The 24,869-nt window shown below is 65.0% G+C and carries 25 protein-coding genes and 1 pseudogene; 18 read left to right on the forward strand and 8 right to left on the reverse strand.

Annotation, left to right across the window (positions count from 1 at the left end):
- Positions 1 to 74: 74 nt before the first annotated feature.
- Genes fabG through mpl form a run of 4 tightly spaced genes read right to left on the reverse strand, consistent with a single transcriptional unit; the run spans position 75 to position 3,483 of the window.
- A complete protein-coding gene (gene fabG, locus AC1DOX_RS25215) occupies positions 75 to 815 on the reverse strand; it encodes a 3-oxoacyl-ACP reductase FabG (RefSeq protein ID WP_441623292.1) in 741 nt (246 codons plus the stop codon).
- Entirely contained in the window at positions 812 to 1,477 is a 666-nt protein-coding gene (locus AC1DOX_RS25220; protein WP_441623294.1) for a chorismate--pyruvate lyase family protein, read from the reverse strand. The genes fabG and AC1DOX_RS25220 overlap by 4 nt, the downstream gene beginning before the upstream one ends.
- The gene (locus AC1DOX_RS25225; protein WP_092143407.1) at positions 1,474 to 2,079 is read right to left on the reverse strand and encodes a YqiA/YcfP family alpha/beta fold hydrolase; all 606 of its coding nucleotides are present in this window, start codon (positions 2,077 to 2,079) and stop codon (positions 1,474 to 1,476) included. Before AC1DOX_RS25225 ends, AC1DOX_RS25220 begins: the two co-directional genes overlap by 4 nt.
- 21 nt (positions 2,080 to 2,100) lie before the next feature.
- Complete coding sequence (gene mpl, locus AC1DOX_RS25230; RefSeq protein WP_441623297.1) at positions 2,101 to 3,483, reverse strand: UDP-N-acetylmuramate:L-alanyl-gamma-D-glutamyl-meso-diaminopimelate ligase; 1,383 nt, start codon at positions 3,481 to 3,483, stop codon at positions 2,101 to 2,103.
- Positions 3,484 to 3,660: 177 nt separating this feature from the next.
- Here mpl and AC1DOX_RS25235 point away from each other — a divergent pair, with 177 nt between their 5' ends.
- The 10 genes from AC1DOX_RS25235 (at position 3,661) to AC1DOX_RS25280 (ending at position 12,975) form a co-directional block, all read left to right on the forward strand.
- Positions 3,661 to 4,353, forward strand: coding sequence for a UDP-N-acetylmuramate--alanine ligase (locus AC1DOX_RS25235; RefSeq protein ID WP_441623299.1), 693 nt, complete (start codon positions 3,661 to 3,663; stop codon positions 4,351 to 4,353).
- 72 nt (positions 4,354 to 4,425) lie between these two features.
- Positions 4,426 to 4,980, forward strand: coding sequence for a TlpA family protein disulfide reductase (locus AC1DOX_RS25240; RefSeq protein ID WP_092143398.1), 555 nt, complete (start codon positions 4,426 to 4,428; stop codon positions 4,978 to 4,980).
- A 228-nt stretch (positions 4,981 to 5,208) separates the two neighbouring features.
- The gene (gene aroQ / locus AC1DOX_RS25245) at positions 5,209 to 5,697 is read left to right on the forward strand and encodes a type II 3-dehydroquinate dehydratase (RefSeq protein ID WP_176861105.1); all 489 of its coding nucleotides are present in this window, start codon (positions 5,209 to 5,211) and stop codon (positions 5,695 to 5,697) included.
- Positions 5,698 to 5,861: 164 nt separating this feature from the next.
- Complete coding sequence (gene accB / locus AC1DOX_RS25250; protein WP_092143392.1) at positions 5,862 to 6,317, forward strand: acetyl-CoA carboxylase biotin carboxyl carrier protein; 456 nt, start codon at positions 5,862 to 5,864, stop codon at positions 6,315 to 6,317.
- 228 nt (positions 6,318 to 6,545) lie between these two features.
- Positions 6,546 to 7,913 carry an acetyl-CoA carboxylase biotin carboxylase subunit gene (gene accC, locus AC1DOX_RS25255; protein ID WP_092143389.1) on the forward strand — a complete coding sequence of 456 codons (1,368 nt, stop codon included), beginning with the start codon at positions 6,546 to 6,548 and terminating at the stop codon, positions 7,911 to 7,913.
- Positions 7,914 to 7,953: 40 nt separating this feature from the next.
- The gene (gene prmA, locus AC1DOX_RS25260) at positions 7,954 to 8,865 is read left to right on the forward strand and encodes a 50S ribosomal protein L11 methyltransferase (protein WP_441623302.1); all 912 of its coding nucleotides are present in this window, start codon (positions 7,954 to 7,956) and stop codon (positions 8,863 to 8,865) included.
- A gap of 9 nt (positions 8,866 to 8,874) precedes the next feature.
- Positions 8,875 to 10,827, forward strand: a complete 1,953-nt coding sequence (locus AC1DOX_RS25265; RefSeq protein ID WP_441623304.1) for a DUF3426 domain-containing protein — start codon at positions 8,875 to 8,877, stop codon at positions 10,825 to 10,827.
- 79 nt (positions 10,828 to 10,906) lie between these two features.
- Positions 10,907 to 11,407, forward strand: a complete 501-nt coding sequence (tpx, locus tag AC1DOX_RS25270; protein ID WP_441623306.1) for a thiol peroxidase — start codon at positions 10,907 to 10,909, stop codon at positions 11,405 to 11,407.
- A 91-nt stretch (positions 11,408 to 11,498) separates the two neighbouring features.
- Complete coding sequence (locus AC1DOX_RS25275) at positions 11,499 to 12,446, forward strand: carbohydrate kinase family protein (RefSeq protein ID WP_092143377.1); 948 nt, start codon at positions 11,499 to 11,501, stop codon at positions 12,444 to 12,446.
- Between the two features lie 61 nt (positions 12,447 to 12,507).
- Positions 12,508 to 12,975: an outer membrane lipoprotein gene (locus AC1DOX_RS25280; protein WP_441623308.1), complete on the forward strand. Its 468-nt coding sequence runs from the start codon at positions 12,508 to 12,510 to the stop codon at positions 12,973 to 12,975.
- A 212-nt stretch (positions 12,976 to 13,187) separates the two neighbouring features.
- Here the strand turns inward: AC1DOX_RS25280 and AC1DOX_RS25285 are convergent, their stop codons facing one another.
- Together AC1DOX_RS25285 and AC1DOX_RS25290 are read right to left on the reverse strand one after the other, a co-directional pair.
- The gene (locus AC1DOX_RS25285) at positions 13,188 to 13,763 is read right to left on the reverse strand and encodes a histone H1-like DNA-binding protein (RefSeq protein WP_477114072.1); all 576 of its coding nucleotides are present in this window, start codon (positions 13,761 to 13,763) and stop codon (positions 13,188 to 13,190) included.
- Positions 13,764 to 14,876: 1,113 nt separating this feature from the next.
- Positions 14,877 to 15,050, reverse strand: a complete 174-nt coding sequence (locus AC1DOX_RS25290; protein WP_477101560.1) for a hypothetical protein — start codon at positions 15,048 to 15,050, stop codon at positions 14,877 to 14,879.
- Positions 15,051 to 15,053: 3 nt separating this feature from the next.
- On the opposite strand from AC1DOX_RS25290, the gene AC1DOX_RS25295 reads away from it, so the two are divergent.
- The 6 genes from AC1DOX_RS25295 (at position 15,054) to AC1DOX_RS25320 (ending at position 20,599) form a co-directional block, all read left to right on the forward strand.
- A complete protein-coding gene (locus tag AC1DOX_RS25295) occupies positions 15,054 to 15,311 on the forward strand; it encodes a hypothetical protein (RefSeq protein ID WP_441623312.1) in 258 nt (85 codons plus the stop codon).
- A 290-nt stretch (positions 15,312 to 15,601) separates the two neighbouring features.
- The gene (locus AC1DOX_RS25300; protein ID WP_092143445.1) at positions 15,602 to 16,063 is read left to right on the forward strand and encodes a DUF2147 domain-containing protein; all 462 of its coding nucleotides are present in this window, start codon (positions 15,602 to 15,604) and stop codon (positions 16,061 to 16,063) included.
- Between the two features lie 323 nt (positions 16,064 to 16,386).
- On the forward strand, positions 16,387 to 16,887 hold the full coding sequence (locus tag AC1DOX_RS25305) for a tripartite tricarboxylate transporter substrate-binding protein (RefSeq protein ID WP_441623314.1): 501 nt from the start codon (positions 16,387 to 16,389) through the stop codon (positions 16,885 to 16,887).
- A gap of 114 nt (positions 16,888 to 17,001) precedes the next feature.
- On the forward strand, positions 17,002 to 17,244 hold the full coding sequence (locus AC1DOX_RS25310; protein WP_441623316.1) for a hypothetical protein: 243 nt from the start codon (positions 17,002 to 17,004) through the stop codon (positions 17,242 to 17,244).
- A gap of 346 nt (positions 17,245 to 17,590) precedes the next feature.
- Positions 17,591 to 19,864, forward strand: a complete 2,274-nt coding sequence (locus tag AC1DOX_RS25315) for a TonB-dependent receptor (RefSeq protein ID WP_092143360.1) — start codon at positions 17,591 to 17,593, stop codon at positions 19,862 to 19,864.
- Between the two features lie 48 nt (positions 19,865 to 19,912).
- Positions 19,913 to 20,599 (forward strand): Fe2+-dependent dioxygenase, encoded by a 687-nt coding sequence (locus AC1DOX_RS25320; protein WP_441623318.1) that lies wholly within the window; start codon positions 19,913 to 19,915, stop codon positions 20,597 to 20,599.
- A 148-nt stretch (positions 20,600 to 20,747) separates the two neighbouring features.
- Here AC1DOX_RS25320 and AC1DOX_RS25325 read toward each other — a convergent pair whose 3' ends face one another.
- Complete coding sequence (locus AC1DOX_RS25325) at positions 20,748 to 22,817, reverse strand: TonB-dependent receptor (RefSeq protein ID WP_441623320.1); 2,070 nt, start codon at positions 22,815 to 22,817, stop codon at positions 20,748 to 20,750.
- Between the two features lie 216 nt (positions 22,818 to 23,033).
- Positions 23,034 to 23,927, reverse strand: a complete 894-nt coding sequence (locus AC1DOX_RS25330) for a LysR family transcriptional regulator (protein WP_441623322.1) — start codon at positions 23,925 to 23,927, stop codon at positions 23,034 to 23,036.
- A 176-nt stretch (positions 23,928 to 24,103) separates the two neighbouring features.
- Between AC1DOX_RS25330 and AC1DOX_RS25335 the strand changes: the two genes are divergently transcribed.
- Together AC1DOX_RS25335 and AC1DOX_RS25340 are read left to right on the forward strand one after the other, a co-directional pair.
- Positions 24,104 to 24,502, forward strand: a complete 399-nt coding sequence (locus AC1DOX_RS25335) for a tautomerase family protein (RefSeq protein WP_441623324.1) — start codon at positions 24,104 to 24,106, stop codon at positions 24,500 to 24,502.
- 227 nt (positions 24,503 to 24,729) lie between these two features.
- Positions 24,730 to 24,869 (forward strand): annotated as a pseudogene (locus tag AC1DOX_RS25340) (GntP family permease); the annotation flags it as partial.

Raw genomic sequence — 24,869 nt, forward strand, 5'->3', positions numbered from 1 at the left:
ACCCGGGATGATACCGCACCGCCGCGCCGCAAGCCCGTTGCGGGATGCGGGCGGCAGGGAGAAAAGGAAGGCGGTCAGAGCGACATGCCGCCGCTGGCTTCGATTGTGGTGCCGTTGACATAGCTGGCATCGTCGCTGGCCAGGAACGCGTAGATGCTGGCGATCTCCGACGGCTCGGCCAGGCGGCGCAGCCAGCAGTGCTCCTTCATGCCCTCCAGCACCTTCTCCGGCACGGTCTGCAGGATCTCGGTGCCGACGAAACCCGGGCACACGGCGTTCACGCGCACACCCTTGGGGCCCAGCTCCCGCGCCCAGGTCTTGGTGAAGCCAATCACGCCGAACTTGCTGGCCGCGTAGTTGGTCTGGCCGAAGTTGCCATACAGGCCGACCACGCTCGATGCGTTCAGGATCACGCCCTTCCCCTGCTCGGACATGATGCCCGCCACCGCCTGGGCGCAATGGAACACGCCCTTCAGGTTGACGTCGATCACGGCGTCGAACTGGGCCTCGCTCATCTTGGTCAGGCGGGCATCCTTGGTGATGCCGGCGTTGTTGACGAGGATGTCGATGCGGCCGTGGCGCGCCAGCGCGGCAGCCACCATCGCGTCCACTTCCTCGCGATTGGTGACGTCGACCTTGAATGCATCGACAGCGGCGCCAGTGGCGGCGAGCCGGTCGGCGGCCTCGCGCACGCGCGCTTCCTGGACGTCGCACAGAACCAGCTTTGCCCCCTCGGCGGCAAAGCGCTCGGCGGTGGCAAAGCCGATACCGGCGGCGGCGCCGGTGATGATGGCTACACGTCCCTGCAATTTCATGATCTTGGTCTCTCTTCTGGCTTCTGTGGTGCGTGGAGGGTATCGATACGGCGGGGCAGTCTGGTGCCGCCCGCTCCCGTGTTGTCAGGCGCTGCCCGGCGCAGCAGGTCCGGCAGGAAGACCTCTGTGACGAGCATGGCGCCGCCGCCGCGCCGGAATACCGATCGCCGCGCGGGCAGCATCGGTACCAACGACAGCGCCGGCAGAATCCGCTGCAGCGCCTGACGCAGCGGATGGTGCGGCGACAGCCGCGTAAACTGGAAGGGATCGCGCCGCACGCGTGGATCGACAAACAGCGCACCGCCCAGCGGGCGGTTGCCAAGCCCGCGCAGGAATGGCCAATCGCGGCGCGCGTGATACGGATCGACGATGGTGTGCGCGAACACGGCAGGCGTGTCGTCACAGATCAGCAGCACTTCGCGTGTGATCGCCGGCACCGGCCGGATCAGGCCGAGTGCTTGCCATTCATCGGCAAACGGGCGCCGCGGCGCCTGCGCCAGCCGCGCCACCCGGAAATGGTCCGACGCGGACATCAGCCGTGCGGTCAACGAGCCCTCGCCGGTGATCCAGCGGCGCAGATTCAGCGAGATCGCCGCATCGAACGGCAAGTGCGCATGCCACGCGCCGCGGCGCGGCTGCGGAGGGAACACGGCCGCGCTCATGCCGCGCGGGGGAGCTTGCCGCCGGGCCCGAAGCCGCAGAACGCCAGCACGTCGTCGACGTAGTCCTCGAATTCGCTGATGCCGTGATCGCTGCCTTCGATAAGTCGAAGACGGGCGCCCGGGCAGGCATCGATCATGTCGCGGTAGTCGAGCACTTCATCGCCCGTTGTCGCCAGCAGGTAATAGCGCTCGGGCCTAGAGATCGCGTCGACGCGCAGATCGAGCAGCTCCTGCAGGTGGTGACGCTCCACCGTGACTGAACCGCCCCCGTGATACAGCGGCTGCTCGCCTAGGTACTTCTCGAGATCCGTCCACGGGTGGATAGCCGGATTCAGCAGCACGACGCGGCAATCATGCCGTTCCGCCAACCAGCGTGCATAGAACCCGCCAAGCGACGAGCCGATGATGGCGATCTCCGCGTCGCCCCCCGCCCGCGCGCCGCGGATGGCAGCCTCGGCCTGGGCGATGGCCTGCGCCGGCGAGACATTCAGCATGGGGCAGGCAAAATACTTGCCCACACCCCAGTCGCGCATCCGTTCCTGGACAAGCCGCGACTTGAGCGATTGCGGCGAGGAACGGAAACCGTGGAGGTACAACAGCATCGTCGTTTCCTGGTTGTCCGCTCAGTTGACCGGGGCTTTCAGCGCATCGAGCAACTTCTGGTGGACGCCACCGAAGCCGCCGTTGCTCATGACCAGCACATGGTCGCCGGGCTTGGCGGCGGCGCGCACCGCCTCGACCAGGGTCGGCAGGTCCTGGAACGCGGCGGCCTTGTCGCCCAGCGGCGCCAGTGCTTCGCCGAGATTCCAGCCCAGTGCATCCTTGCCGGAGGGCGCGCCATAACCAAACACCTGGTCCGCGGCCTCGAGGCTCGCCGGCAGCTGCGCCGCCATCACGCCGAGTTTCATCGTATTGGAGCGCGGTTCCAGCACGGCCAGGATCCGGGCATTGCCCACGCGGCGACGCAGGCCGTCCAGCGTGGTCTGGATCGCGGTCGGGTGGTGGGCAAAGTCATCGTAGACCGTCACGCCATTGGCCACGCCCCGCACTTCCATGCGGCGCTTGACATTGGCAAAGCGGCCGAGGGATTCGATAGCCTGCGCGGGCGGCACGCCGACGTGGCGCGCGGCGGCGATCGCGGCAATCGCGTTCATGCGGTTATGGGTCCCCTGCAGGTCCCATACCACGGTGCCCTGGACGGTATCGCCGAACCAGACGTCGAAGGCATCCTTGCCCGCCGGCACAGGAGTCTTCGCATCGCCTTCGCGCCAGTCGCCGACGCCGAACTGCTCCAGCTCGCTCCAGCAGCCGCGCTCCAACACCCGGGCGAGCGCCGGCTCGATACCGTTGACCAAGATCCGGCCCTGCCCCGGCACAGTACGCACGAGGTGGTGGAATTGCGTCTCGATGGCGGTCAGATCCGGGAAGATGTCTGCGTGATCGTATTCCAGGTTGTTCAGGATCGCCGTACGCGGGCGATAGTGGACAAACTTGCTCCGCTTGTCGAAGAAGGCCGTGTCGTACTCATCGGCTTCGATGACGAAGAAGTCAGATTCGGTCAGTCGGGCGGAGATGCCAAAGTTTTGCGGCACGCCGCCGACCAGGAAGCCCGGGTTATAGCCGGCGTCCTCGAGGATCCACGAGAGCATCGACGTGGTGGTGGTCTTGCCATGCGTGCCCGCCACCGCCAGTACCCACTTGCCGTTCAGCACGTGCTCGCCCAGCCACTGCGGGCCGGAGACGTAAGGCAGGTTACGGTTCAGGATGGCCTCCATCAACGGATTGCCGCGCGAAACGACATTGCCGATGACGAAGAGATCGGGTTCCAGAGCCAGCTGGGCGGGGTCGAAGCCCTCGATCAGGTCAATGCCCTGGGCTTCCAGCTGGGTGCTCATGGGCGGGTAGACGTTGGCGTCGCAGCCGGTCACGCGGTGACCCGCCTGCCGGGCCAGGACCGCCAGGCCGCCCATGAACGTACCGCAGATGCCGAGGATGTGAATATGCATGGGAGCTTCGGGAGATGCGTGAGCCCGGCCGGCGTGTGGTGCCTGCCGTCCGGGACAGGAAGAGCATTCGATTGTACCCGACGGTCAGTGCACGTTGCGGCGGTGCGGCATCGGGTGCGACTCTTGGTCCCTGGGCCGGCCAGCGCCAGCGCCGGACCATCCGGGTATCATCGCGGCATGTCCCGACGTATCGCCACTGACCCCACCCGCCTGCGCGAGGAGATCGCCCAGGCTGCTGCCCGCATGATCGCCGAAGATGGCGCCGATTACGCCACTGCCAAGCGCAAGGCGGCGCGCCAGTTGCTCGGGGACGTGCGCGTGGCCGGCGAATGGCTGCCGGACAACGACATGATCGAGGAAGAGGTCCGCGCCTATCAGGCGTTGTTCCATGCCGAGAGCCAGCCGCGCATCCTTGCGCTGCTGCGGCGTCTGGCCCTGCTGGCCATGGAAGACCTGGCCGCCTTCCGTCCCTATCTGGTCGGCGCTGTCCTGAACGGCACCGCGACCGAGCATTCCGATGTCTACGTGCAGTGCTTCTGCGACAGCCCCAAGGACGTCGCCCTGCACCTGCTCAATGCCGGTGTGGACTTCGACACCACCGAAACCCGGCACTTTGCCGGCCGCGGCGAGGTCGAAACGCTGAGCTTCCTGTGGCGCGGCCAATGGCCGGCAGCCCGCGAGGCCCGGCTCCTGGCGGGCGAGGTGCGCGCGGAATTGGGATCGCCGGTCGGTATTCATCTGGCGCTTTACGATGCGGACGACGAGCGTGGTGCAGTCAAGACCGATGCCAGCGGACGGATCACCCGCGCAGACATGAACGCTGTCCGGGCGCTGGCCGCCGGACCCGGCGGACCTGACGATGCAGCCTGACGCCCCTTGCCAGAAGCCGCTGTGCTGGCGCAAACCTGCCGAATACGCCTCTTATATAGAACCCCTCAGAACATGACCGCATCCGCCCCCGGTTCCGCACCGATCCGCCGTACCCGTCTGGGCCTCTGGCTCGTCATCGCCGTGGTCGCCGCCGCGGCCGGCGCCATTGCCAGCCATTTTGTTTTCTCGCCCAAACCTGTGGCGGATCAGGCGGTGGAGACGTTCTTCCAGGCAAAACTCCCCGATCCCACTGGCGCCGAGCTCGACCTGTCCAAATTCCGCGGCAAGACCCTGGTGGTCAATTTCTGGGCACCCTGGTGCGGTCCCTGCGTCGAGGAAATGCCCGAGCTGACGGCGCTGCATGGCGAATACGTATCCCGCAACGTCCAATTCGTCGGCATCGGCATCGATTCGGCCAGCAACATCCAGCAGTTCCTCCAGAAAGTGCCGGTGGCCTACCCCCTGGCAGTGGCGGGCTTTGCCGGCACCGAACTGTCGCGCGGATTCGGCAACACGCAGGGTGGGCTGCCCTATACCGTGGTCATCAACCCGGACGGCTCGGTGAAATACCGCAAGATGGGCCGCGTGCACGCGGACGAACTGCGCGCTGCATTGCCAGGCGCCTGAGGGCCGAGGGGCAAATCGATGTTGAATTGAATCGAACTTGATTCAATTTGTCTCGATCTCCGCCCAACGTACGCACAAACCCGCATCGAAATCGCATTTGTGATCCAAGAGGCATGAGATTTGTCTGAAATGCCTTTGGGCCGACATACGGGCTTGTATCGCGTGCTAGACAAATCCCTCTAAGCTACGGTAATCTCCGCGCAATTTCGTTGAACTGGTCGAGCCACCGTGTCTTCAACCCCGATCGTTTCCCGCTCCGCGCGGTACAAGAAAGTGCTGGTCCTGCATGGGCCAAACCTGAATTTGCTGGGCACGCGGGAACCGCAGACGTACGGGCACACCACGCTGGCCGATATCAACGAAGCGCTGACCAAACGCGCAGCGGAAGCGAGCCTGGCACTGGACACGTTCCAGTCCAACCACGAGGGTGTCCTCGTGGATCGCATCCATGCGGCGCGTGGCGAAGGGGTGGACCTCATCATCATCAATCCGGCTGCCTTCACGCACACCAGTGTGGCGATACGTGACGCGCTGGCCGGCGTGGCAATCCCCTTTGTCGAGGTGCACCTGTCGAACGTGCATCGCCGCGAGCCGTTCCGCCATCACTCATATTTTTCCGATCAGGCGATCGGGGTGATCTGCGGCCTGGGCTGGCAGGGGTACCTGTTGGCGCTGGAATATGCGCTCGCACAGGAGCAGGCAGCGCCGGGCGGCTGAATCGCCCGCACACAGAACCAAGACAGCACGGAGCCCGCCGCGAGGGCCCGCGCCCGCCCGTGCATGGCGGACGCGCCAGCGCGGCGGGCCTTTCAATGACTCACCGCCGCCGTCCCGTCCATATAGGAAGGTGACCGGACAACCCGATTCTGGAGGATAAGAAGATGGACCTGCGCAAGCTTAAGACGCTGATCGACCTGGTAGCCGAATCCGGCATCTCGGAACTCGAAGTGACCGAGGGCGACGGCAAGGTGCGCATCGTCAAGGCGCCCCCGCAGGTCGTGGCCGCCCCGATGGTCATGCCGCAGATGCAGGCCCTGCCCGCCGCACCGGCCGCCGGCATGGCCCCGGCCGCTGTCGTCCCCGAGGCCGCCCAGCTGCCGGCTGGCCACGTGGTGACGTCGCCGATGGTGGGCACCTTCTATCGCGCCCCGTCGCCGGGCGCCTCCCCGTTCGTCAACGTGGGCGATACCGTCAAGGAAGGCCAGACCGTCTGCATCATCGAAGCCATGAAGCTGCTCAATGAAATCGAGTGCGACAAGGCCGGCGTGATCAAGGAAATCCTCGTCGAGAACGGCCAGGCCGTGGAATACGGCCAACCGCTGTTCGTGATCGGCTGATGCGGCCCGGCCTGCCGAGCCCCCGCAGCGAACGCCCGTCCCGGGCACGCACGAGGGCCGGCACAGGCCGGAACCGGTCCATGCTTCCCATGCCTTCGCGGGCTGCCGCAACGCGGCACCCGGCGTTGCAATACCGGCCCAGCGCCGGCGCCCCAGGCAGCCGGCTGCGTGCCCGATGTGCCAAGCCGGCACCCCGCGGGCCCGCCCCTGTTCTCGCAGAGAGAGACCATGTTTGAAAAAATTCTGATCGCGAACCGCGGTGAAATCGCCCTTCGCATCCAGCGCGCCTGCCGCGAGCTGGGCATCAAGACCGTGGTGGTGTACTCGGAAGCCGACAAGGAAGCCAAGTACGTCAAGCTGGCCGACGAAGCCGTCTGCATCGGCCCGGCTCCGTCGCCGCTGTCGTATCTCAACATGCCGGCCATCATCTCGGCCGCCGAGGTGACCGACGCCCAGGCCATCCACCCGGGCTACGGCTTCCTGTCCGAGAACGCGGACTTTGCGGAGCGCGTGGAAAAGTCCGGATTTGTCTTCATCGGCCCGACTTCCGACAGCATCCGCCTGATGGGCGACAAGGTGTCCGCCAAGCAGTCGATGATCAAGTCCGGCGTGCCGTGCGTGCCGGGCTCCGACGGTGCCCTGCCCGACGACCCCAAGGAAATCCTGGCGACCGCGCGCCGCGTGGGCTATCCGGTGATCATCAAGGCCGCCGGCGGCGGTGGTGGCCGCGGCATGCGCGTGGTGCACACCGAAGCCGCGCTGATCAACGCCGTCAACATGACGCGCGAGGAAGCGGGACGTGCCTTCGGCAACCCCGAGGTCTACATGGAGAAGTTCCTGGAGAAYCCGCGCCACGTGGARATCCAGATCCTGGCGGACCAGCACAAGCAAGCCATCTGGCTGGGCGAGCGTGACTGCTCGATGCAGCGCCGCCACCAGAAGGTGATCGAGGAAGCGCCGGCACCGCACATCCCGCGCCGCCTGATCGAGCGCATCGGCGACCGCTGCGCCGAGGCCTGCAAGAAGATCGGCTACCGTGGCGCCGGCACGTTCGAGTTCCTGTACGAGAACAACGAGTTCTACTTCATCGAGATGAACACGCGCGTGCAGGTGGAGCACCCGGTCACCGAGATGATCACGGGCATCGACATCGTGCAGGAACAGATCCGCATCGCCTACGGCGAGAAGCTGCGCTTCCGCCAGAAGGACGTGGAGCTGCGCGGCCATGCCATCGAATGCCGGATCAACGCCGAGGACCCGTTCAAGTTCACGCCGTCGCCGGGCCGCATCACCGCCTGGCACATGCCCGGCGGCCCTGGCGTGCGAGTAGACTCGCACGCGTATGATGGCTACTTCGTGCCGCCCAACTACGATTCGATGATCGGCAAGATCATCACGTACGGTGCCACGCGTGACCAGGCCATCGCCCGCATGCGCATCGCGCTGTCGGAGATGGTGGTGGACGGTATCCTGACCAACGTGCCGCTGCACCGCGACCTGATGCTGGACGCCAATTTCGTGGAAGGCGGCACCAGCATCCACTATCTTGAACACCGCCTGGCCCAGAAGGCCGTGGCCAAGGGCGAAAAGGCCTGAGGCCGCGCCTCTGGCCGGCAATGAAGCTGTAAGGAATCCCGTGGCTTTCCAGGAATGTGTGATCGAAATTGCGCAGGATCAGGCCGAGGCCTGGTCCGACGCATTGTTCGACCTCGGCGCGCTGTCGGTCTCGGTGGAGGATGCCGATGCCGATACGCCTGACGAGCAGCCGTTGTTCGGAGAGCCTGGGCTGGAGCCGACGCGGCTGGCGTGGAACCGTTCGCGCGTGGTGGCGCTCTTCGATGAAGAGACCGATCCTGCGCTGGTGGTGGCCGCGGCCGCGAACACGCTCAACGTCGACCCGGTGCCGGCCTACGAGCTGCGCGCCGTGGAAGACCAGGACTGGGTACGTCTGACGCAGTCCCAGTTCGAGCCGATCCGCATCGGCGAGCGGATCTGGGTGGTGCCTTCGTGGCACGATGCGCCGGACCCGGACGCCGTGGTGCTGGAACTCGACCCCGGCCTGGCTTTCGGCACGGGCAGCCATCCGACCACCCGCCTGTGCATGCAGTGGCTGGAGCAGAACGTGCGCGCCGGCGAGACCGTGCTCGATTACGGCTGCGGCTCCGGCATCCTGGCCATCGTGGCGAAGAAGCTCGGGGCGGGCGACACGCTCGGCATCGACATCGACCCCAATGCCGTGGAGGCCTCTCGCTACAACGCGGAGCGCAACCGCGTGGCGGCCACCTTCGCCCTGCCGGATTCCGTTTCGGATGCCACCCACGACCTCGTGGTGGCCAATATTCTCTCCAATCCGCTCAAGCTGATGGCGGCGATGCTCAGTGCGCGCGTGCGCCCGGGTGGCCGCCTGATCCTGTCGGGCGTACTGGAGCGGCAGGCCGACGAAGTGGCCGCCGCCTATGCGCCGTGGATCGCGATGTCGGTCTGGCGCAGCGAGGAAGGCTGGGTCTGCCTGCACGGCACACGCCCCGCTTCCGCCAACCGTTCCTGATTCCACATCATGGCCGCCGCCAAGCTCGTCACGCGCTGCCCGGCCTGTCGCACCGCGTTCCGGCTTGTCGCGGACCAGTTGCGGCTGCGCCAGGGCCTGGTCCGTTGTGGCCAGTGCGACACCGTCTTTGACGCCCGCGAACATCTGATCGAAATGCCTGTGCCGGCCGCCGCGCCCGCATCGAAGCCCGATTCACGGGCACCGGTGACCGTGGCAGCCGCGCTGGCTCATGCCGAGCAGTCGCAGGCCACGGCGCGCACGCGCAGTAATGAAGCGCCGTTCGACCCGGGTTACGACCCGGGCTACGATGTGCCCGCCCTCGATTCGCCGACGATGATGATGTCGGATACCGATGCCGAGGCGGCAGCCAAGACGCGGGCTGAAGTCCCTGTGCAGACCGCTCCAGCCGGCAAGAACGTCGAACCGGACGTGGATGCGGCGGCAGAGGACACCACCGAAGCCAAGGCGGAAGCCGGGCCGGTGCGCGATGCGGAGGCCGATGTAGCCGCGGCCTCCGGGGCCGCGCCGGACAGTGATCCAGGCAGCGACGCTGCAGCCGTTGCAGAGGCCGGGGAAGCGGTACCTGCCGCGGCGACCAATGACGCGCCTCAACCGGACCCGGAGACGACTGCGGGCCGCGAAGCCGAGGCCTGGGCCCAAGCCGATCCTGAAGTGAAATCCGAGGCAGAAGCTCTGGCAGAAGCGGTGGCCGAGGCCGTGGCCCAGGCGGAAACCGAGATTGAGCCGACGCGTGAAGCGGCCTCCGCATTTGCGGGTGATGTTGCCGGCGTGGAGGCGAGCGCGGCGCCGGCAGACAGCGTCGCGGAAGGCGCACCAACGGGCGAAGCCGCGGCCGAGCTGTCCTCGGCACCTTCAACGCTAGCGCAGCCCGAGCCTGCCGATGAAGCGCCCATGTCGCCGCCCGTGCCGTGGCCTGCGCTCGACCATTCCGCGTTTGGCGATTCCGTGCCCGGGCATTCGTCGCTGGCCCCTGCCGCCGCACTGGCCTCGGCAACAACAGCAGCGCCTGCGGCCAATCAGCCTCCCGCAGGCGCCTACAACGCCAAGGCTACGTGGCCTCCAGTGCCGTCGGCGGGTGCGTCGTCCGGCGCGACGGCCAGCGTGGCAGATACGGCCGACAACCTCGCTGCCACAGCCGAATCGGCCGAATCGCTACCCACGCCGCCCCCCTTCCCCGCGACCGAACCGGTGCGCAGCGCGAGCGAATACCTGCGCGCAGCGGACCCCACGGTCGCGCCCGCCGAAGAATTCGCGCGGACACTTGACCCGCTGGCGTCGATTCCCGGCGAAGCCGGCGATGCGTTGCGCGAAGGCACGCCGGACGCCGTCGCACGCGAGACCACGACTCGCCATTGGCTGCGTCGCGATGCCCAGGCGGGCCCGGTTTTCGCTCCAGACTTCCTGCGCCACTCGCGTGAGCGCGAGCCGGCACGCGCGCCCAAGGCGAGGGTCAGCCTGCCGGGCGGCCGAACCTGGGCGCGCGCCGCCGTCGTGGTGCTCGCGCTGGGCGCGCTGCTGGAAGGCGCCTACCTCGCCCGCAGCCAGTTGGCCGGCAGCATGCCGGTACTGCGTCCGGTACTTGAAGCCGCCTGCGCTCCGCTTGGCTGCGACGTGCCACCCTGGCGCGACCTGGAAGCGCTGCGCATCGACAGCTCGCAGCTACAGAAACAGGACGAGGCCGGCGACGTCTACCAGTTAGCCGTCACGATGCGCAATCAGGGCCGCGCCACCACCGCATTGCCCGCCATCGAGCTCGTGATGACGGACCTGCAAGACCAGTTGCTGCTGCGGCGAGTGCTGCAACCGGGCGAGTACCTCGAGCCGGCACAGCGTGCGTTTGCCACCATGGGCTTGCGCGCGGGCAGCGAGCTGCCGGTTCGGGTACGATTCCGGACACAGCAGGCAGCGGCCAACTACCGCGTACTGATTTTCTACCCCTGATTTCCAAAGCCCCCCGCCACGCCGGTCGGACTGACGTCCCGCCGGCAGGCCGTATTTCCCTTCCCAAACAGGAGTGATCATGAGCAATGTGACCCTCGGCGGCAACGCCATCGAAGTTGGTGGCAAGTTTCCCAAGGCAGGCGACAAGGCCCCGGACTTTTCCCTCGTGGGCAAGGACCTGAAGGACGTCAAGCTGGGCGATTTCGCTGGCAAGCGCAAGGTGCTCAACATCGTCCCGAGCCTGGATACCCCGGTCTGCCAGGCCTCCGCACGCAAGTTCAATGAGGCCGCCAGCGGCCTGGCCAACACCGTCGTGCTGACCGTTTCCGCCGACCTGCCATTCGCGATGGGCCGCTTCTGCACAGCCGAAGGCCTGGCGAATGTCGTCACGCTGTCGACAATGCGCGGCGCCGAATTCAAGAGCAACTACGGCGTGGATATCAAGACCGGCCCGCTGGCCGGCGTGTGCGCGCGTGCCGTGGTGGTGGTCGATGAGAACGACACGGTCAAGTACAGCGAGCTTGTTGCCGAAATCAAGCAAGAACCCAACTACGAAGCCGCACTGGCCGCACTGAAGTAAGCGCGCCATCGTGCTGTCGCCGCCCGTCATGCACGGGCGGCATTTTTTATCGTTTTTGTTACAGCCCGCACAACGGGCCCCTGGAGAGAGAATGGCCAGCCTGATCTGTGGCTCCGTCGCCTACGACACCATCATGACGTTCGACGGGCGCTTCCGCGAACACATCCTGCCGGACCAGATTCACATGCTGAACGTCTCGTTCCTGGTTCCCGGCATGCGCCGCGAGTTTGGCGGTTGCGCGGGCAACATCGCCTTCACGCTCAAGATGCTGGGCGGCGACCCGATCGTCATGGCCACGGTAGGCCAGGATGCCGAGCCTTACCTGCAGTACCTGCGCAACCTCGGCATCGGCACGGAATATGTCCGCACGCTGGCCGACGCCTTCACGGCGCAGGCAATGATCACGACCGATCTGGACAACAACCAGATCACCGCCTTTCACCCGGGCGCGATGAGCCAGTCCCAGATAAATAGCGTGCAGGACACGCTGGCCAGCGGCAGCCGCCCTGCGCTGGGCATCGTCGCGCCGGACAGCCGCGAAGGGATGCTGCACCATGCTCGGCAGTTCGCCGAGGCGGACATCCCATTCATCTTCGACCTCGGCCAGGCCATGCCCCTGTTCAACGGCGAGGACCTGCGGCAGTTCATTGAACTGGCCAGCTACGTGACGGTCAATGACTACGAAGCGCAGGTCCTGCTGTCCCGCACGGCCTGGACCAGCGCCGAGGTGGCCGCCAAGGTCCGCGCGTTCATCGTGACGCACGGCGAGCGCGGCGCCAGCATCTTTGCCGATGGCCAGCAATATGCCATCCCCGCGGTGCCTGCCGAACGGGTCGTGGACCCCACCGGCTGTGGTGACGCCTTCCGGGGTGGTCTGCTCTACGGCATCGAAAACGGGTTGGACTGGGAAACCACCGGCCGTCTCGCCTCGCTGATGGGCGCCGTCAAGATCGCGCAGCAAGGTCCGCAGAACCACTGGCTCTCGCGCGAAGAGATCGGCAATCGCTTCCAGTCCGCATTCGGGTACCGCTACGCGTAAGATGGATCTGGTGCGTCACGCACCAGCACCGCTGGCGTACGGATTCTTTACGGGAGAAGTCATGAATAACATTCTTCGTATTGGCGGAATCGCCTTGCTGACCGCTACAACGCTGGTCGCCGGCTGCGCCAGCCAGTCAAGTTCCAACAGCGTGTACACCACAGGCCAGGCGCAGCGCGAGCAGACCGTGCGCTATGGCGTGGTCGAAGGCGTACGAGAGGTCCTGATCCAGGGCGGCCAGACCGGCGCGGGTACGCTGGCTGGCGGCGCGATTGGCGGCATCGCGGCGGGCAGCACGATCGGTGGCGGCAACGGTGCCGTGGCGGCGGGCCTGCTGGGCGCCGTGCTGGGTGGCATTGCCGGCAGTGCGACCGAGAATCGCATCCAGCAGCGTCGCGGGCTGGAGATCACCGTGCGCCTGGACAACGGCGAAATGCGCGCGATTACGCAGGAAGCCGATGAGGTATTCCGCCCCGGCGAGCGCGTGCGTCTGCTGTCATCGGGAGGCGTGACCCGCGTCACCCACTGAGCCGCCGGACCGCTTCCGGACAAACGCCGCGTGCCACCAGGCCGCGGCGTTTTTCTTTGGGCGCGGGCAACAAAAAACCCGCCGGGCAGATGCCATCGGCGGGTCGGCAAGACTGGCGTCTTGCGGACCGGATACAGCGTATCCGGTCAGTGCGGCACGCGATGCGTGCCCTGGCGATTCCCGGTTGTGATCGTTCGCACGAGGCGAAGCGATTACGGACGGTTGCCCGTCGGGAACGGCCAGGCTGCAGCCGGGTTCAGCGCAGTCTTGGCAGCAGCAGCAGGCGCAACGGCGGGCGCAGCGGCAGGCTTGGCGGCAGCCTTCTTGGCAGCCGGCTTCTTGGCAGCCGGCTTCTTCGCAGCAGCCTTCTTCGCAGCCGGCTTCTTGGCGGCAGCCTTCTTGGCCGGTGCGGCCTTCTTGGCGGCAGCCTTCTTGGCCGGTGCGGCCTTCTTGGCTACAACCTTCTTGGCAGCGGCCTTCTTGGCCGGGGCCTTCTTGGCTGCAACCTTCTTCACCGCGGCCTTCTTGGCCGGTGCTGCCTTCTTGGCGGCTACCTTCTTGGTTGCAACCTTCTTGGCGGTAACCTTCTTCACAGCAGCCTTCTTGGCCGGTGCCTTCTTGGCGGCTACCTTCTTGGCAGCTACCTTCTTGGTGGCGACCTTCTTGGCAGCAGCCTTCTTGGCGGCCGGAGCAGCCTTCTTGGCGGCGACCTTCTTCACAGCAGCCTTCTTGGCGGCCGGCTTGGCGGCTTTCTTAGCCGCCGGCTTTTTCTTTGCAGCAGTTGCCATGGATAACTCCTTCACTAACGTGAAATATCGAATGACCTAAGTTGGCGACCCGACCGACCCGAGGTGCGATACCGCATGACCCCAGTCGAGCGAGCGATTCATCGGCGCACGGCACAACCTCGTCCGCACGCTAATGAATTCGGTGGCAGGGACACCACGATACGCGGTGTGCAGGCGGCAGCGCGAAACACCCCCGCAGGCGGCAAAGCCAGCCCACAGGCGGGTTTCCGGGGCGTGCCGCACCCTGGAATATTCGATTGGCCCGCGCCGCCCGTCTTGTCGGCGCACGACCTGGAAAGAGGAGATATCAGACAGCAGGCCTGCGGTGCGGGCATGGCCTCGCGCACGGCAGACGGCAATCATTCGGAGGTAGCTCGCCCATCCCGTTACTGGGCTACAGGAGACTGCACGCGTTTTAAGAAGCCGGTTCGGCTCGGTCTGCGTCAAAGTTCTGGTGCTCCTCGGCTACCCCAATCACTGCATCGAAGCATCGCGCTCATCGTGACGTCTTGCTTGCGAATCGTCGATGCAATGAACTGAGACTCTTGTCAAGGCGAATCATAATTCGTTTGTTCGATGATGTTAAGAAAAAAGTGCAAAAAAACTTGCGTGCGCGCGCGAGTCGATCTACTCCACGCACGCATCGCGATGACAACACCATCGACACCCACCTCCACGTCGACATTCTCACGTCCGTCGAAGCTCCATCGCGAGGTGCTTCGCATCATGTTTCGATGCGATCGCGCGCCCCTCGGCAACACGCATTCACGCCCCTCTTCACGACCATCAGCGGCAGGCGCGACGTACGTATCGCGCACCGCCGCCGCACGCGATCGCGCGCACATCCGTCTCCCGGAAACCCGCATGTATCGTGGCTTTCGCGGCAGTCGTCGTTGTCACGCGCGGTTGTGACGCTGCGTTCGTGCGAGACCACGCGCACGCATCGGGACGGCATCTCGCACTGCCATCACGCACCGCTCACGCACGACGACGAACGCGCATCGCCGATGACGACGCGTGTGTTGCGATGTTGTCCGCGTGCGTCGATCAGACAGTTGCGCGAGTGCGACGAAAGAGTGATGCGTCAACGCAACGGTTTGTCACGACGCGCCTTCAGCATCGACCAACTTCGACACGATTCGCGACGACGATCGACGTCGCGATGGTCGTCATCTCGATGCGCGCGCGTCTGTCCGGCGTCGATGACGACGTTGCTTCGGGGTGGTCGCCGCGATCTCCCACGCGTGTGACCACACGCGTCGGTCGCACATCGAGATCCGTCGACATCGGATGCACCACGACCTCGTCAGCATCGTCGGCTTGGGGTTCTCACTGATGCAGCTGATGCCGGGCGACCGCCATTCGACCGTCACCTGTCGGATGCGCGCCGACAACCGGTGTGTGGTCGGCGGCGACAGCGATCCCGATGCCGCCCCGCTCCGCCTCGACTGTGACGCGACGTTCGTCGACTGTGGTGCCGACACGCCAGTCGCCGTTCCGCTAGAGGATTGCTTCGGGGTCTCGTTACAGGTGCGAAATGCTGCATGACAAAATCCCCGCAAACCGGCGCCACGCAGGCGAATGCGGCACGCGGTACAGTACCGGCTGGTGCGTGCGCAAACGAGCGTTGGAGATTGCAGCGCGGTGCGCCCGCCAGTAGATTGGCATCGCGCGCCGCCAATGCCGATCGATGGGCGAGACATCGCCTCGCAAACATCCGGACGCCACGCGACATGCCTGCCGCCACCGCGCGCTGGCCACGTCGCGATCGCACCGCCCGGCAAGACACGCGCCGCGAATGGCTAGCCTGCCATCGCGACACTGAACTGGAGAGCTCCATGCGCATTACCGCCCCCCGAACCCTGCTGCGCGCGACCGTGTTCGCGGCCGCCTTCGCCGTCAGTGCCGTCGCCTTCGCAGAAGCGTCGCCTGCGGGCATGTGGAAGACGATTGACGACAGCACCGGCAAGCCGCGCGGCGTGATCGAGATCACCGAGAAGAACGGTGTCTACAGTGGCAAGCTCCTGAAGAGCCTGACCGAGACCGAAGGCCCGGCCAAGGTCTGTGACAAATGCACCGACGCTCGCAAGGACCAGCCGATCATCGGCATGACGCTGCTCACCGGGCTGCGCAAGACCGGCGACAACGAATGGAGCGGCGGCGAGATCCTGGATCCGGAGAGCGGCAAGCTCTACAAGTGCAAGATGTCGCTGGCCGATGATGGCAAAAAGCTCAACGTGCGCGGCTTCATCGGTATCAGCCTGATCGGTCGTACGCAGACCTGGGAACGCGATCGTTGATAGGTCATCTGTTTGGATGACGACGCTGTTGTGACTGGCCGCGAGCGCAACCGAACCGGCCGGCACGGCACGCTCTCCCAGCACGATTTCCGCACAGCACGTGTGGAGAAGACGTGGGGTGCGACAAGCGCTGGTGGTTGCCTAGCTCGTCGGCTCCCGCTCCTTTCGGAGAGGCGCGACGCTCCAGCAAGGCGGGCGCCGGCACTCAGCTGCGGTGGACCGCCAGGCGCCAGCCCCGCTGCACCATCCCGTTTCAGAAACTTGACAGCCGCCGTCGGCAAAATCGGTTTCGCGTCTTCTCACAATAGGTACGGGAGACATGCATGCGCACCTTCCGTTGCGGCCACGCGCTGGCCATCGCACTCGCCACCCTCCCCGCTCACTGCCACGGCGCATGCTGCGGGCGCCTTGTGGAATCAAGTGACCAAGTTCGTCGTGCCATTCACGCCCGAGCGGCGCCAACGATCTCGTCGCGCGTGCCACGTTCTGGTGGGTGCGTGGGCAGGGTCACAAGCAGCCTGATTCGCCTGAAGATGCCGTACGCACCCGACGACCCGATCCCGCTTGGCCCGATCGCGGTGAGTCCGTCGCTGATCGTCGCGCCGCCGTCGTTGCCGGTAAGCAACCTCAAGGAACTGATCGAGTACTCGACGAAGCAAGTTGGCGCGCCGTTTGTCACCGCCGGCAGCGGCCGCACGCCACACTTCGTCAAAGAAATGCTCAAGGAGAAAGGCGCGCAACAGATCGTGGTGCCGGACAAGAGCAGATCGGAAAGCATCACCGCAGTGATCGGTGATCGGTGGTCAGGTGGCGGAAACCTCTGAAGCAAGCGTCGTGGTGCTGCCGCAGATCAAGGCGGGCCAGCTCAAGGCACCGAGTGCCACGTGGGACTGGCGCGTGGCGGCGCTCCCAATATCCCCACCACCGCGGATCAGAGGATGCCCGAAGTCCGCATCTTCGCGCCCCAGGGCACCGACCCGGCGACCATCGGGAAGCTGAACGCTGAACTCTCTGCCGGTACGCAGACTCGGGAGGTCCGTGATCGCCTGCTGCCGAACGGGATCGAGCCGGCCGCGGCTCCGTGGAGCGCTTTGTGGCATTCCTCAATCCCGGGCGGGAGCGCCTTGGCCGTATCGCGAGGAATGCAAACGTGGCAGCCGATTAAAGATAAAAAAGAATGAATTTTGGATGAGGCCACCCTGTCGGGTGACCAAATGTATGGAAGGTGGCCTGCGACGTGCGGGCTTTTTTTGTGCCGATTTAGTAACGACTCGGTCAAAATCCAGATACTAAGCGCCTTAATAGGCTGTTTTTACTTCACATGTGTGGGCATTGAAACATTCAATGCCGCCATATGCTGTCTGTGTTTGGCGCGCAACGCGAATTGCAACACGAATCGTTCGCATTTATATTCCGGCACGCCCGCCAAATGCATGCCCCTCACACACGTCGGACCGCGCATCGCTTCGCGTCCGGCGGCAGAGGACGGATCGGGCCCGTCTCACGAGGGGCGAACTGGACCTGACAATGATTCGCCGCACCCCCGTGGCCACCGCGCTGGTGGCACTGTTTGCAGCCCCCGCAGCCTTCTCCCAGCAGGCACCTGCTCCGCAGTCTGCGACGCCGCCTGCCACGCCTGTTGCCACGTCTGCGGAGGCCGCTCCGCCCACGCTGCGCGAGATCACGGTCCAGGGCTCGGCGTCACGCGAGGACTTCAATTCGAGTGGCAGTCAGTTGTCCAAGCTGCCGGCCGACCTGCGCGACGTGCCGCAGTCCGTGACCATCGTGAACAAGGCTTTGATGACGTCACAGGGCGTGAGTTCGCTCGCCGATGCATTGCGCAACGTACCCGGCATCACGATCGGCGGCGCCGAAGGCGGGCAGATCGGCAACAACATCAACTTGAACGGTTTTTCCGCGCGCACCGACATCTACCTCGACGGCTTCCGCGACCGCGGCCAGTACTACCGGGACACCTTCGCGCTGGACCAGGTGGAAGTGCTGATGGGCCCGTCGTCGATGCTGTTCGGCCGCGGCTCCACCGGCGGCGTGATCAACCAGGTCAGCAAGAAGCCGTCGCTCAAGGCCGCCACGGAAGTCACCGGTTCCGTGACGACCAACGGCCTCGTGCGCGCGACCGCCGACGTCAACACGCCCACCGGCGACACCTCGGCGTTCCGCATTTCCGCCATGGCGCAAGACGGCAAGCCGAGCACGCGCGACGAGATGCAGGTGCAGGACTTCGGCATCGCGCCGTCGTGGCGCTATGGCATCGGCACCTCCACCGAGATCACGTTGTCCGCGTTGCTCCAGCACAACGAAGACTCGCCCGATTACGGCCTGCCAGCCATCAACGGCCACCCGGTCAATGTCGACCGCAACACGTTCTACGGTTTCAACAATGACCGCACGCGCCAGAACATCGCTTCGCTGTCGGCCGGCGTCGACCACAAGTTCTCGCCCAACCTGCGCCTGCGCAACCAGACGGCATTCAACTATGTGGAAACGAATGCCCGGGAGACTGCGCCGAACGCCGTGGGGTCGGTCAACGCCGCAGGGGCCTTCACGCCGCTGACGACGACCAACCTGCCGCTGTCGCAGCTCTTTGTGCGCCAACAGAGCCACGATCGCAACATCCGCGACTACTCGATCTTCAACCAGACCGAGCTGACGGCGAAGTTCGATACGGGACCGGTCAAGCACACGCTGCTGACAGGCGTCGAACTCGGCCACGATGGCTACAACAACCAGAACTACTACCGGAATGGCAGCTGCGGCAACACGCCGCTGAACCCGCCCGCGACGGCTACGGCCGCTGCCGGCACCTCGGGCTACGTCGCCTGCACGCCGGTCGTCGATCCGGTCTATCGCGACTCCCCCGCCAACGTGCCGACGAGCGTGGGCAACCTGCAGGGCGGTTCGGCCAACACGATCGCGGTCTACGCCAACGATTCGATCGAGTTCACCAAGCAATGGAAAGCGGTGGCCGGCGTGCGCTATGACCGCTACATCGCCAGCATCACCAACTCGGTGAATTCGACGAATACCCGTGGCAACACGGCGCTGGCGAATGCCGACCAGACCGTCAACTACACCAGCGTGCGCCTGGGTGGCATCTGGCAGCCGACGGAGCAGCAGTCCTACTACGTGTCGTATGGCACGTCGTTCAACCCGTCGCTGGAGCAGTTGGTCGGCACGGTGGGGCAGACCTCGCTGGATCCGGAAAAGAACAAGGCGTATGAAGCGGGCGCCAAGTGGGATCTGATGGACGGAAACCTGTCGGTGACGTCGGCACTCTTCCGCATCACCAAGGACAACGCCCGCAGCCAGATCGATGCCACCACCTACGCGCTGACCGGCAAGATCCAGGTCGACGGCTTCCGCGCCGGTGTCACTGGCCGGATCACGTCCAAGTGGCAGGTATTCGCCGGCTACACGTACCTGGACGCCGAGATCAAGAACGGCATCGCTGCCGGCACGCAGGGCAAGGTACCCACCAACACGCCCAAGCACACGGCCACCGCGTGGACCAGCTACTCGATCCTGCCGAGCTGGGAAGTCGGCGGCGGCGCCTTCTATATGTCGGAGCGCTTCGCCAACAACACGAATACGGTGCAGGTGGGAGGCTTCGTCCGCTGGGATGGCATGATCGCCTACCATCAGCCGAAGTACGATGTACGCCTGAACCTGTTCAACATCTTCGACAAGAAGTATTACGATGCGCTGATCCAGTCGGACGGCGGTCGTTCGGTCCCGGGCACGGGCCGCACGGCCATGCTGTCCGTCACCTACCGCATGTAAGCGCCGGCGGGGCCGCCGCTGGCCGGCGGTCCCGTTCAGGATGAATCCATGCTTGTCTGTATTCCGAAGGTTCTCAACGCCGAACAGCTGGCCGCATTGGTCCAGCAGCTGGAGCACGCTGGCGACGCCTGGGTGGATGGCCGCGTCACGGCCGGCTACTCCGGCGCGCCGGTCAAGTTCAACCAGCAGATCGACGAGCGCTCCGAAGTGGCGGTGCAATGCCAGCACCTGATCCTGGCGGCGCTCGAACGCAACCCGCTATTTATTAGCGCGGCGCTGCCCAACATCGTCTACCCGCCGATGTTCAACCGCTACGGCGAGGGCATGACCTTCGGCGCCCATGTGGACGGCAGCGTACGCATCCATCCCCACAACGGCCGCAAGCTGCGCACGGACATTTCCGCGACGCTCTTCCTGTCCGACCCGGCCAGCTATGACGGTGGCGAACTGCAGGTGGAGGACACCTACGGCATGCATTCGGTCAAGCTGGCGGCTGGCGACATGGTGATCTACCCCGCCACGAGCCTGCATCAGGTCACGCCCATCACGCGCGGGACCCGGCTGGCCAGCTTCTTCTGGATCCAGAGCCTGATTCGGGATGACGGCCAGCGCGCGTTGTTGTTCGACATGGACAACGCCATCCAGACGCTGAACCAGACCAATGCGGACGATCGGGCGCGCCGCAGCCTGGTGGGTTGCTATCACAACCTGCTGCGGCAGTGGAGCGAGACCTGAGGCCTGCAAGCCTGCCCGCCCCACCAAACGGAAACGGCCGACGGATTGCTCCGCCGGCCGTTTTGTCATTTGCGTCCGGAGTTTCGTGACGCCAGCGGTGCCACCCCGGATAGTGCTTGCGCAGGGGGGGCGCCCTTCCTTTCCGCCGTTACATCCGATACCGCAGCGTGGCCACCACGCTGCGCGGTGCACCCGGCATGTTCAGGTTGGCGTTGGAGCCGTGTGCGGACACGATATAGCCCTGGTTGAAGATGTTGTAGAAGTTCAACTGGGCCTCGAACGGTCCGCGACGATACCAGGCCATCATGTCCGCCGTCACATAGCCCGGCAGCGTCACGGTGTTGGCCGGATCGGCCATCCGCGCACCCACCAGGTTCAGGCCACCGCCGACGCCGAATCCGTGGCCCAGCGACTTGGTCAGCCACACATTGCCGGCATGGCGGGGCGTGAGCGTCGCGCGCTTGCCCTGGAAGGCCGCGGAGGACTTGGTGACCTCGGCATCGAGGTACGCATAGCCGGCCAGCACCTTCCAGCCCTGCCCCAGTTCGGCTGCGGCGGTCAGTTCCACGCCATCGGTGCGCTGCTCGCCAATCGGGATCAGTGCCGTGCCGGTGGCATTCGCCACCTTGATATTGGTGCGCTCCAGACGGAATACCGACACCGTGGTGCTGGCCTTGCCATCCAGGAAATCATACTTGGCGCCCACCTCGGCGTTGTTGGTGGTTTCGGGCTCCAGCTCCGCATTGTTCGCGGCCAGCGAGAAGTTCTCGCCGGACGGCTGGTACGAGCGGCTCCAGGACACGTAGTAGGACTGCGCCTTCGACGGCTGCCACACCAGCCCCGCGCGCGGGCTCCAGGTGTTATCGGTACGCGACAGATTCTGCTGCCCCGGCCGGCGCTCGATGGTCTCCTGCTCGAAGCGGTCGTACCGCACGCCAACCAGCGCCTTCCAGTGTTCGGTCAGCGTCATCATGTCCTGCGTGTACAGGCCCAGCGTCTTGAAGATGCCGAGGTTGTTGGCCGCCGGCGCGCCGCCGACCAGCAGCGGCAGCACGGGCAGCACCGGGTTGAACAGATTGACCGTGGCGACGTTGTTGCGGGAGTAATTGACCAGGTCCTTGTTCTGCTGGCCGACTTCCACGCCGTAAAGCAGTTCGTGCTGCATGCCGAACAACGTGGCCTTCTGGGTCAGGTCGGTCTGGTTGAACCAGCCGTGTTCCTCCCGATACACGTTGGACCGGTTGAACGACGCCGTCTGCGCGGCCTCGTTGACCGAACCCGTCAGCGTGTTATTGCGGTTCAGCGAATAGTGGTAGTACCGCGTGGCGTTGCGGATCGACCAGTTCTCGTTGAAGCGATGGTTGACCGTCGCCGTGCCGGAATACACGCGCGACTCCGAGGTATCGACATCACGCGCATTGGCCGCGCCGTAGTACGTGGAAACGGGCACGTTGACCGGGCGGCCCTTGTAGGCCGGGATGCCGAAGTCGGTGACTCGCTTGTCTTCCAGGTAGTCCATCTGCAGCAGCACCGTGGTCTGCGGGGCCAGACGGAATTCCGCCGACGGCGCGATGGTCGAGCGGCGCAGGAATTGCTGGGAACGGTAGCTGTCGGCATCCTCCAGGGCACCGGTCACGCGGAAGGCGGCCGCACCGTTACCGAGAACCTTGCCCACGTCGACCTCCGCGCGCTTGTCCGCCCAGGACCCGTAGCTGAAGCTGAAATCGGCCACGTCGATGCCCGGCTTCTTGGTTACCCGGTTGATCAGGCCACCCGAGGAGCCACGGCCATACAGTACGGCGGCCGGGCCCTTGATGACCTCCACGCGATCCACGTTGGACAGGTCGCGGAAATACAGCGCGTCATCGCGAATACCATCGACAAACTGGTCGGCGATCGCCGTGAAACCCCGGATCGACACCTGGTCTCGCTGCCCGTCGCCGGTGGAAAAGGAGACGCCCGGCACGTTCTTCAGCGCGTCCTGCAATGAATTGGCATGCTGATCACGCATGACCTCGTTAGTCACCACGTTGACGGTCTGCGGAATATCGCGCAGCGGCGCTTCGGTCTTGGTCGCACTGACCGCGTTGGGCGGGTTGTAACCGTCGCCGAGTTCGCGACTGATATCCGCCTTGACGGTTACCGCCGGGAGATCCTGCGGCGTGGTCTGGGCGTAGGCGATGCCGGCAGGCAAGGCTTGGGCGGCGAACAATGCCATGACGGCAGTCCGCACAGCGTGTGGCTTCTGGCTCATTTTTCCCTGTAATGCGTTGTAATGATTTCGTGCAAACGCGACGCATTATCATTTACTGGGCCATGAGCGGTCAAATCATCACGTCTTTATCCTCGTCCCAGCCGAGGGATATTGGCTGAAAGTGGCAAATAAGCCGCAAAAATCGTCACCCGATTTCTCGGAGTTTTTCAGAGTCAGGGTTTAGCCAAACTGCTCGGCCAGGGCTTGCCGCGCCTGCTCGAGGAATTCGGATTCGCCGGCGCGCGCGGGCAGCAGGTAAAACTCGGCGGTCGGCAGCGCGGGCAGACGCCAGCGCGTAATCGCCGCGGCATCCAGCGGGGCCACCCCCGGCCCGACCGCCGAGGCATTGAGGCACGAAATTCCCAGCCCCGCCGCCAGCGCCAGATGCAGGCCAGCCACGCCCGATGCCGAATGCGCAATCTCGAATTCGCGCTTCCTGCGCATCAACAGTTGCACCACGAACTGATGCATGGAGCAGGTATCGGGCAAGAGCACCAATGGCAGCGCAGACGCCGGCGCATCGGCCATCTCCGGCGCGGCCACCCACGCCAGTTCCTCCCGCCGCAGCACCGTCCCGGCCGTCCTTTCCGATCGATCGGCCTTGTCGCCAGCGCGTACACCCAGCAGCCGCATGCTGACGCCGATATCAAAGGCGTCGAGTTCCGCGGACGCCTCGATGGCGGCGCTCTTCATGACCGTGACGTGCAGCTTCAGGTAGGGATAGCGGTCGCGCAGCCGGCGCAACATGCCGGCGATCTCTCCCGGGCGAAAGTAGTCGGTCACGGCCAGCCGCAGCTCGCCATTCAGCGACCGTCCGCGCAACTCCTGCATCGCCAGTTCATTGAGCGTCAGAATGCGCCGCGCGTATTCCAGCAACCGCGCCCCGGCAGGCGTCACGGCGGCGCCCTTCTTGCCACGCGTGAGCAATGGCACACCGGCGCGCTCCTCCAGCTTGCGCAACTGTTCGCTGACGGAAGACTGCGACAGGAACAGGCGAGGCGCCGCCGCGGACAGACTGCCACTGTCCGCCACCGTGACAAAGGTTTTCAGCTGATCGGTCTCAAATCCACGCATGACATGCTCCGCGTCTGGTCTTCCAACAGGATGCCCGGCACCGTGATACAGATGATCCGGTATTTCCGATGGATAGTATCGCAAATTCCCGCTTTTCCGATGCAAGACCGGGTACTACGATGACATCACCGCAGCACAAACATGTTCCACAACTTCCAGTCATCAAGGAGCCCGTCATGCCCCACATCGCCCTGCAGATCTCCGGTCAGCCCGATGCCGAACTGACCCGCCGCGCCGCCGCCACCGTGGCCGAACTCACGCAACGCGTCCTGGGCAAGGACGCCAATTTGATCGCCACCGTCGTGGAATATGTGCCGCGCGAGCAATGGATCATCGCCGGCAAGCCGCTGTCCGAGCACACCACCGGGCGCAATGCGTTCCAGCTTGATATCAGCGTGACCGACGAGACCAATACCAAGGCGGAGAAGGCACAGTTTCTGAAGGAAGCCTTCGCTGCGCTGTCAGAGGTCATCGGCGATGTGAATACCGTGTCATATATCTACGTCATCGATGCGCGTGCGGCCGCCTATGGCTATGGCGGGCAGACGCAGGAGTTTCGTCACCAGCATCGGTGAATGCCTTTGAGGGAATGTCATCGCGATATGTCATCGCGTGTCTTCCGGGCAGGCGCAGGAACGCATTCGAGACGTCGCGTCCTTGCGCTACCCCAATGCGCGATGCCCTGAACCTATGGCAAAGTCGGCGGCTCATCCGCCTTGCCGCGCCCGTCGTCGTCAGCGCGGTTACAAGATCGGCGGCCGCCCTGCGCGGCGCGCCGATCGTTTGCGTCATAGGAGACCTCATGTCTTTTGTTGTCGTGCTCGCCGCGCTGGCGTTCCTGATGTTTGCCGCCTATCGCGGACTCAGCGTGATCCTGTTCGCGCCGATCGCCGCGCTCGGCGCCGTGCTGCTGACCGATCCCTCGGCCGTCGCCCCGGTGTT

The sequence above is a fragment of the Cupriavidus sp. 01L415 genome, from assembly GCF_056400065.1.

Excerpts from the sequence above, each read along its gene's own strand:
- AC1DOX_RS25290 (WP_477101560.1), bottom strand. The coding sequence starts at position 15,050 with ATGTCGACGGATCTCGATGTGCGACCGACGCGTGTGGTCACACGCGTG.
- AC1DOX_RS25225 (WP_092143407.1), bottom strand. The coding sequence starts at position 2,079 with ATGCTGTTGTACCTCCACGGTTTCCGTTCCTCGCCGCAATCGCTCAAG.
- AC1DOX_RS25220 (WP_441623294.1), bottom strand. The coding sequence starts at position 1,477 with ATGAGCGCGGCCGTGTTCCCTCCGCAGCCGCGCCGCGGCGCGTGGCAT.
- AC1DOX_RS25235 (WP_441623299.1), top strand. The coding sequence starts at position 3,661 with ATGTCCCGACGTATCGCCACTGACCCCACCCGCCTGCGCGAGGAGATC.
- fabG (WP_441623292.1), bottom strand. The coding sequence starts at position 815 with ATGAAATTGCAGGGACGTGTAGCCATCATCACCGGCGCCGCCGCCGGT.
- accB (WP_092143392.1), top strand. The coding sequence starts at position 5,862 with ATGGACCTGCGCAAGCTTAAGACGCTGATCGACCTGGTAGCCGAATCC.
- AC1DOX_RS25275 (WP_092143377.1), top strand. The coding sequence starts at position 11,499 with ATGGCCAGCCTGATCTGTGGCTCCGTCGCCTACGACACCATCATGACG.
- AC1DOX_RS25310 (WP_441623316.1), top strand. The coding sequence starts at position 17,002 with ATGCCCGAAGTCCGCATCTTCGCGCCCCAGGGCACCGACCCGGCGACC.
- AC1DOX_RS25320 (WP_441623318.1), top strand. The coding sequence starts at position 19,913 with ATGCTTGTCTGTATTCCGAAGGTTCTCAACGCCGAACAGCTGGCCGCA.
- AC1DOX_RS25295 (WP_441623312.1), top strand. The coding sequence starts at position 15,054 with ATGCACCACGACCTCGTCAGCATCGTCGGCTTGGGGTTCTCACTGATG.
- AC1DOX_RS25300 (WP_092143445.1), top strand. The coding sequence starts at position 15,602 with ATGCGCATTACCGCCCCCCGAACCCTGCTGCGCGCGACCGTGTTCGCG.
- AC1DOX_RS25285 (WP_477114072.1), bottom strand. The coding sequence starts at position 13,763 with ATGGCAACTGCTGCAAAGAAAAAGCCGGCGGCTAAGAAAGCCGCCAAG.
- AC1DOX_RS25335 (WP_441623324.1), top strand. The coding sequence starts at position 24,104 with ATGCCCCACATCGCCCTGCAGATCTCCGGTCAGCCCGATGCCGAACTG.
- AC1DOX_RS25330 (WP_441623322.1), bottom strand. The coding sequence starts at position 23,927 with ATGCGTGGATTTGAGACCGATCAGCTGAAAACCTTTGTCACGGTGGCG.
- AC1DOX_RS25325 (WP_441623320.1), bottom strand. The coding sequence starts at position 22,817 with ATGGCATTGTTCGCCGCCCAAGCCTTGCCTGCCGGCATCGCCTACGCC.
- AC1DOX_RS25315 (WP_092143360.1), top strand. The coding sequence starts at position 17,591 with ATGATTCGCCGCACCCCCGTGGCCACCGCGCTGGTGGCACTGTTTGCA.
- AC1DOX_RS25305 (WP_441623314.1), top strand. The coding sequence starts at position 16,387 with ATGCGCACCTTCCGTTGCGGCCACGCGCTGGCCATCGCACTCGCCACC.
- AC1DOX_RS25240 (WP_092143398.1), top strand. The coding sequence starts at position 4,426 with ATGACCGCATCCGCCCCCGGTTCCGCACCGATCCGCCGTACCCGTCTG.
- AC1DOX_RS25265 (WP_441623304.1), top strand. The coding sequence starts at position 8,875 with ATGGCCGCCGCCAAGCTCGTCACGCGCTGCCCGGCCTGTCGCACCGCG.
- AC1DOX_RS25280 (WP_441623308.1), top strand. The coding sequence starts at position 12,508 with ATGAATAACATTCTTCGTATTGGCGGAATCGCCTTGCTGACCGCTACA.
- tpx (WP_441623306.1), top strand. The coding sequence starts at position 10,907 with ATGAGCAATGTGACCCTCGGCGGCAACGCCATCGAAGTTGGTGGCAAG.
- mpl (WP_441623297.1), bottom strand. The coding sequence starts at position 3,483 with ATGCATATTCACATCCTCGGCATCTGCGGTACGTTCATGGGCGGCCTG.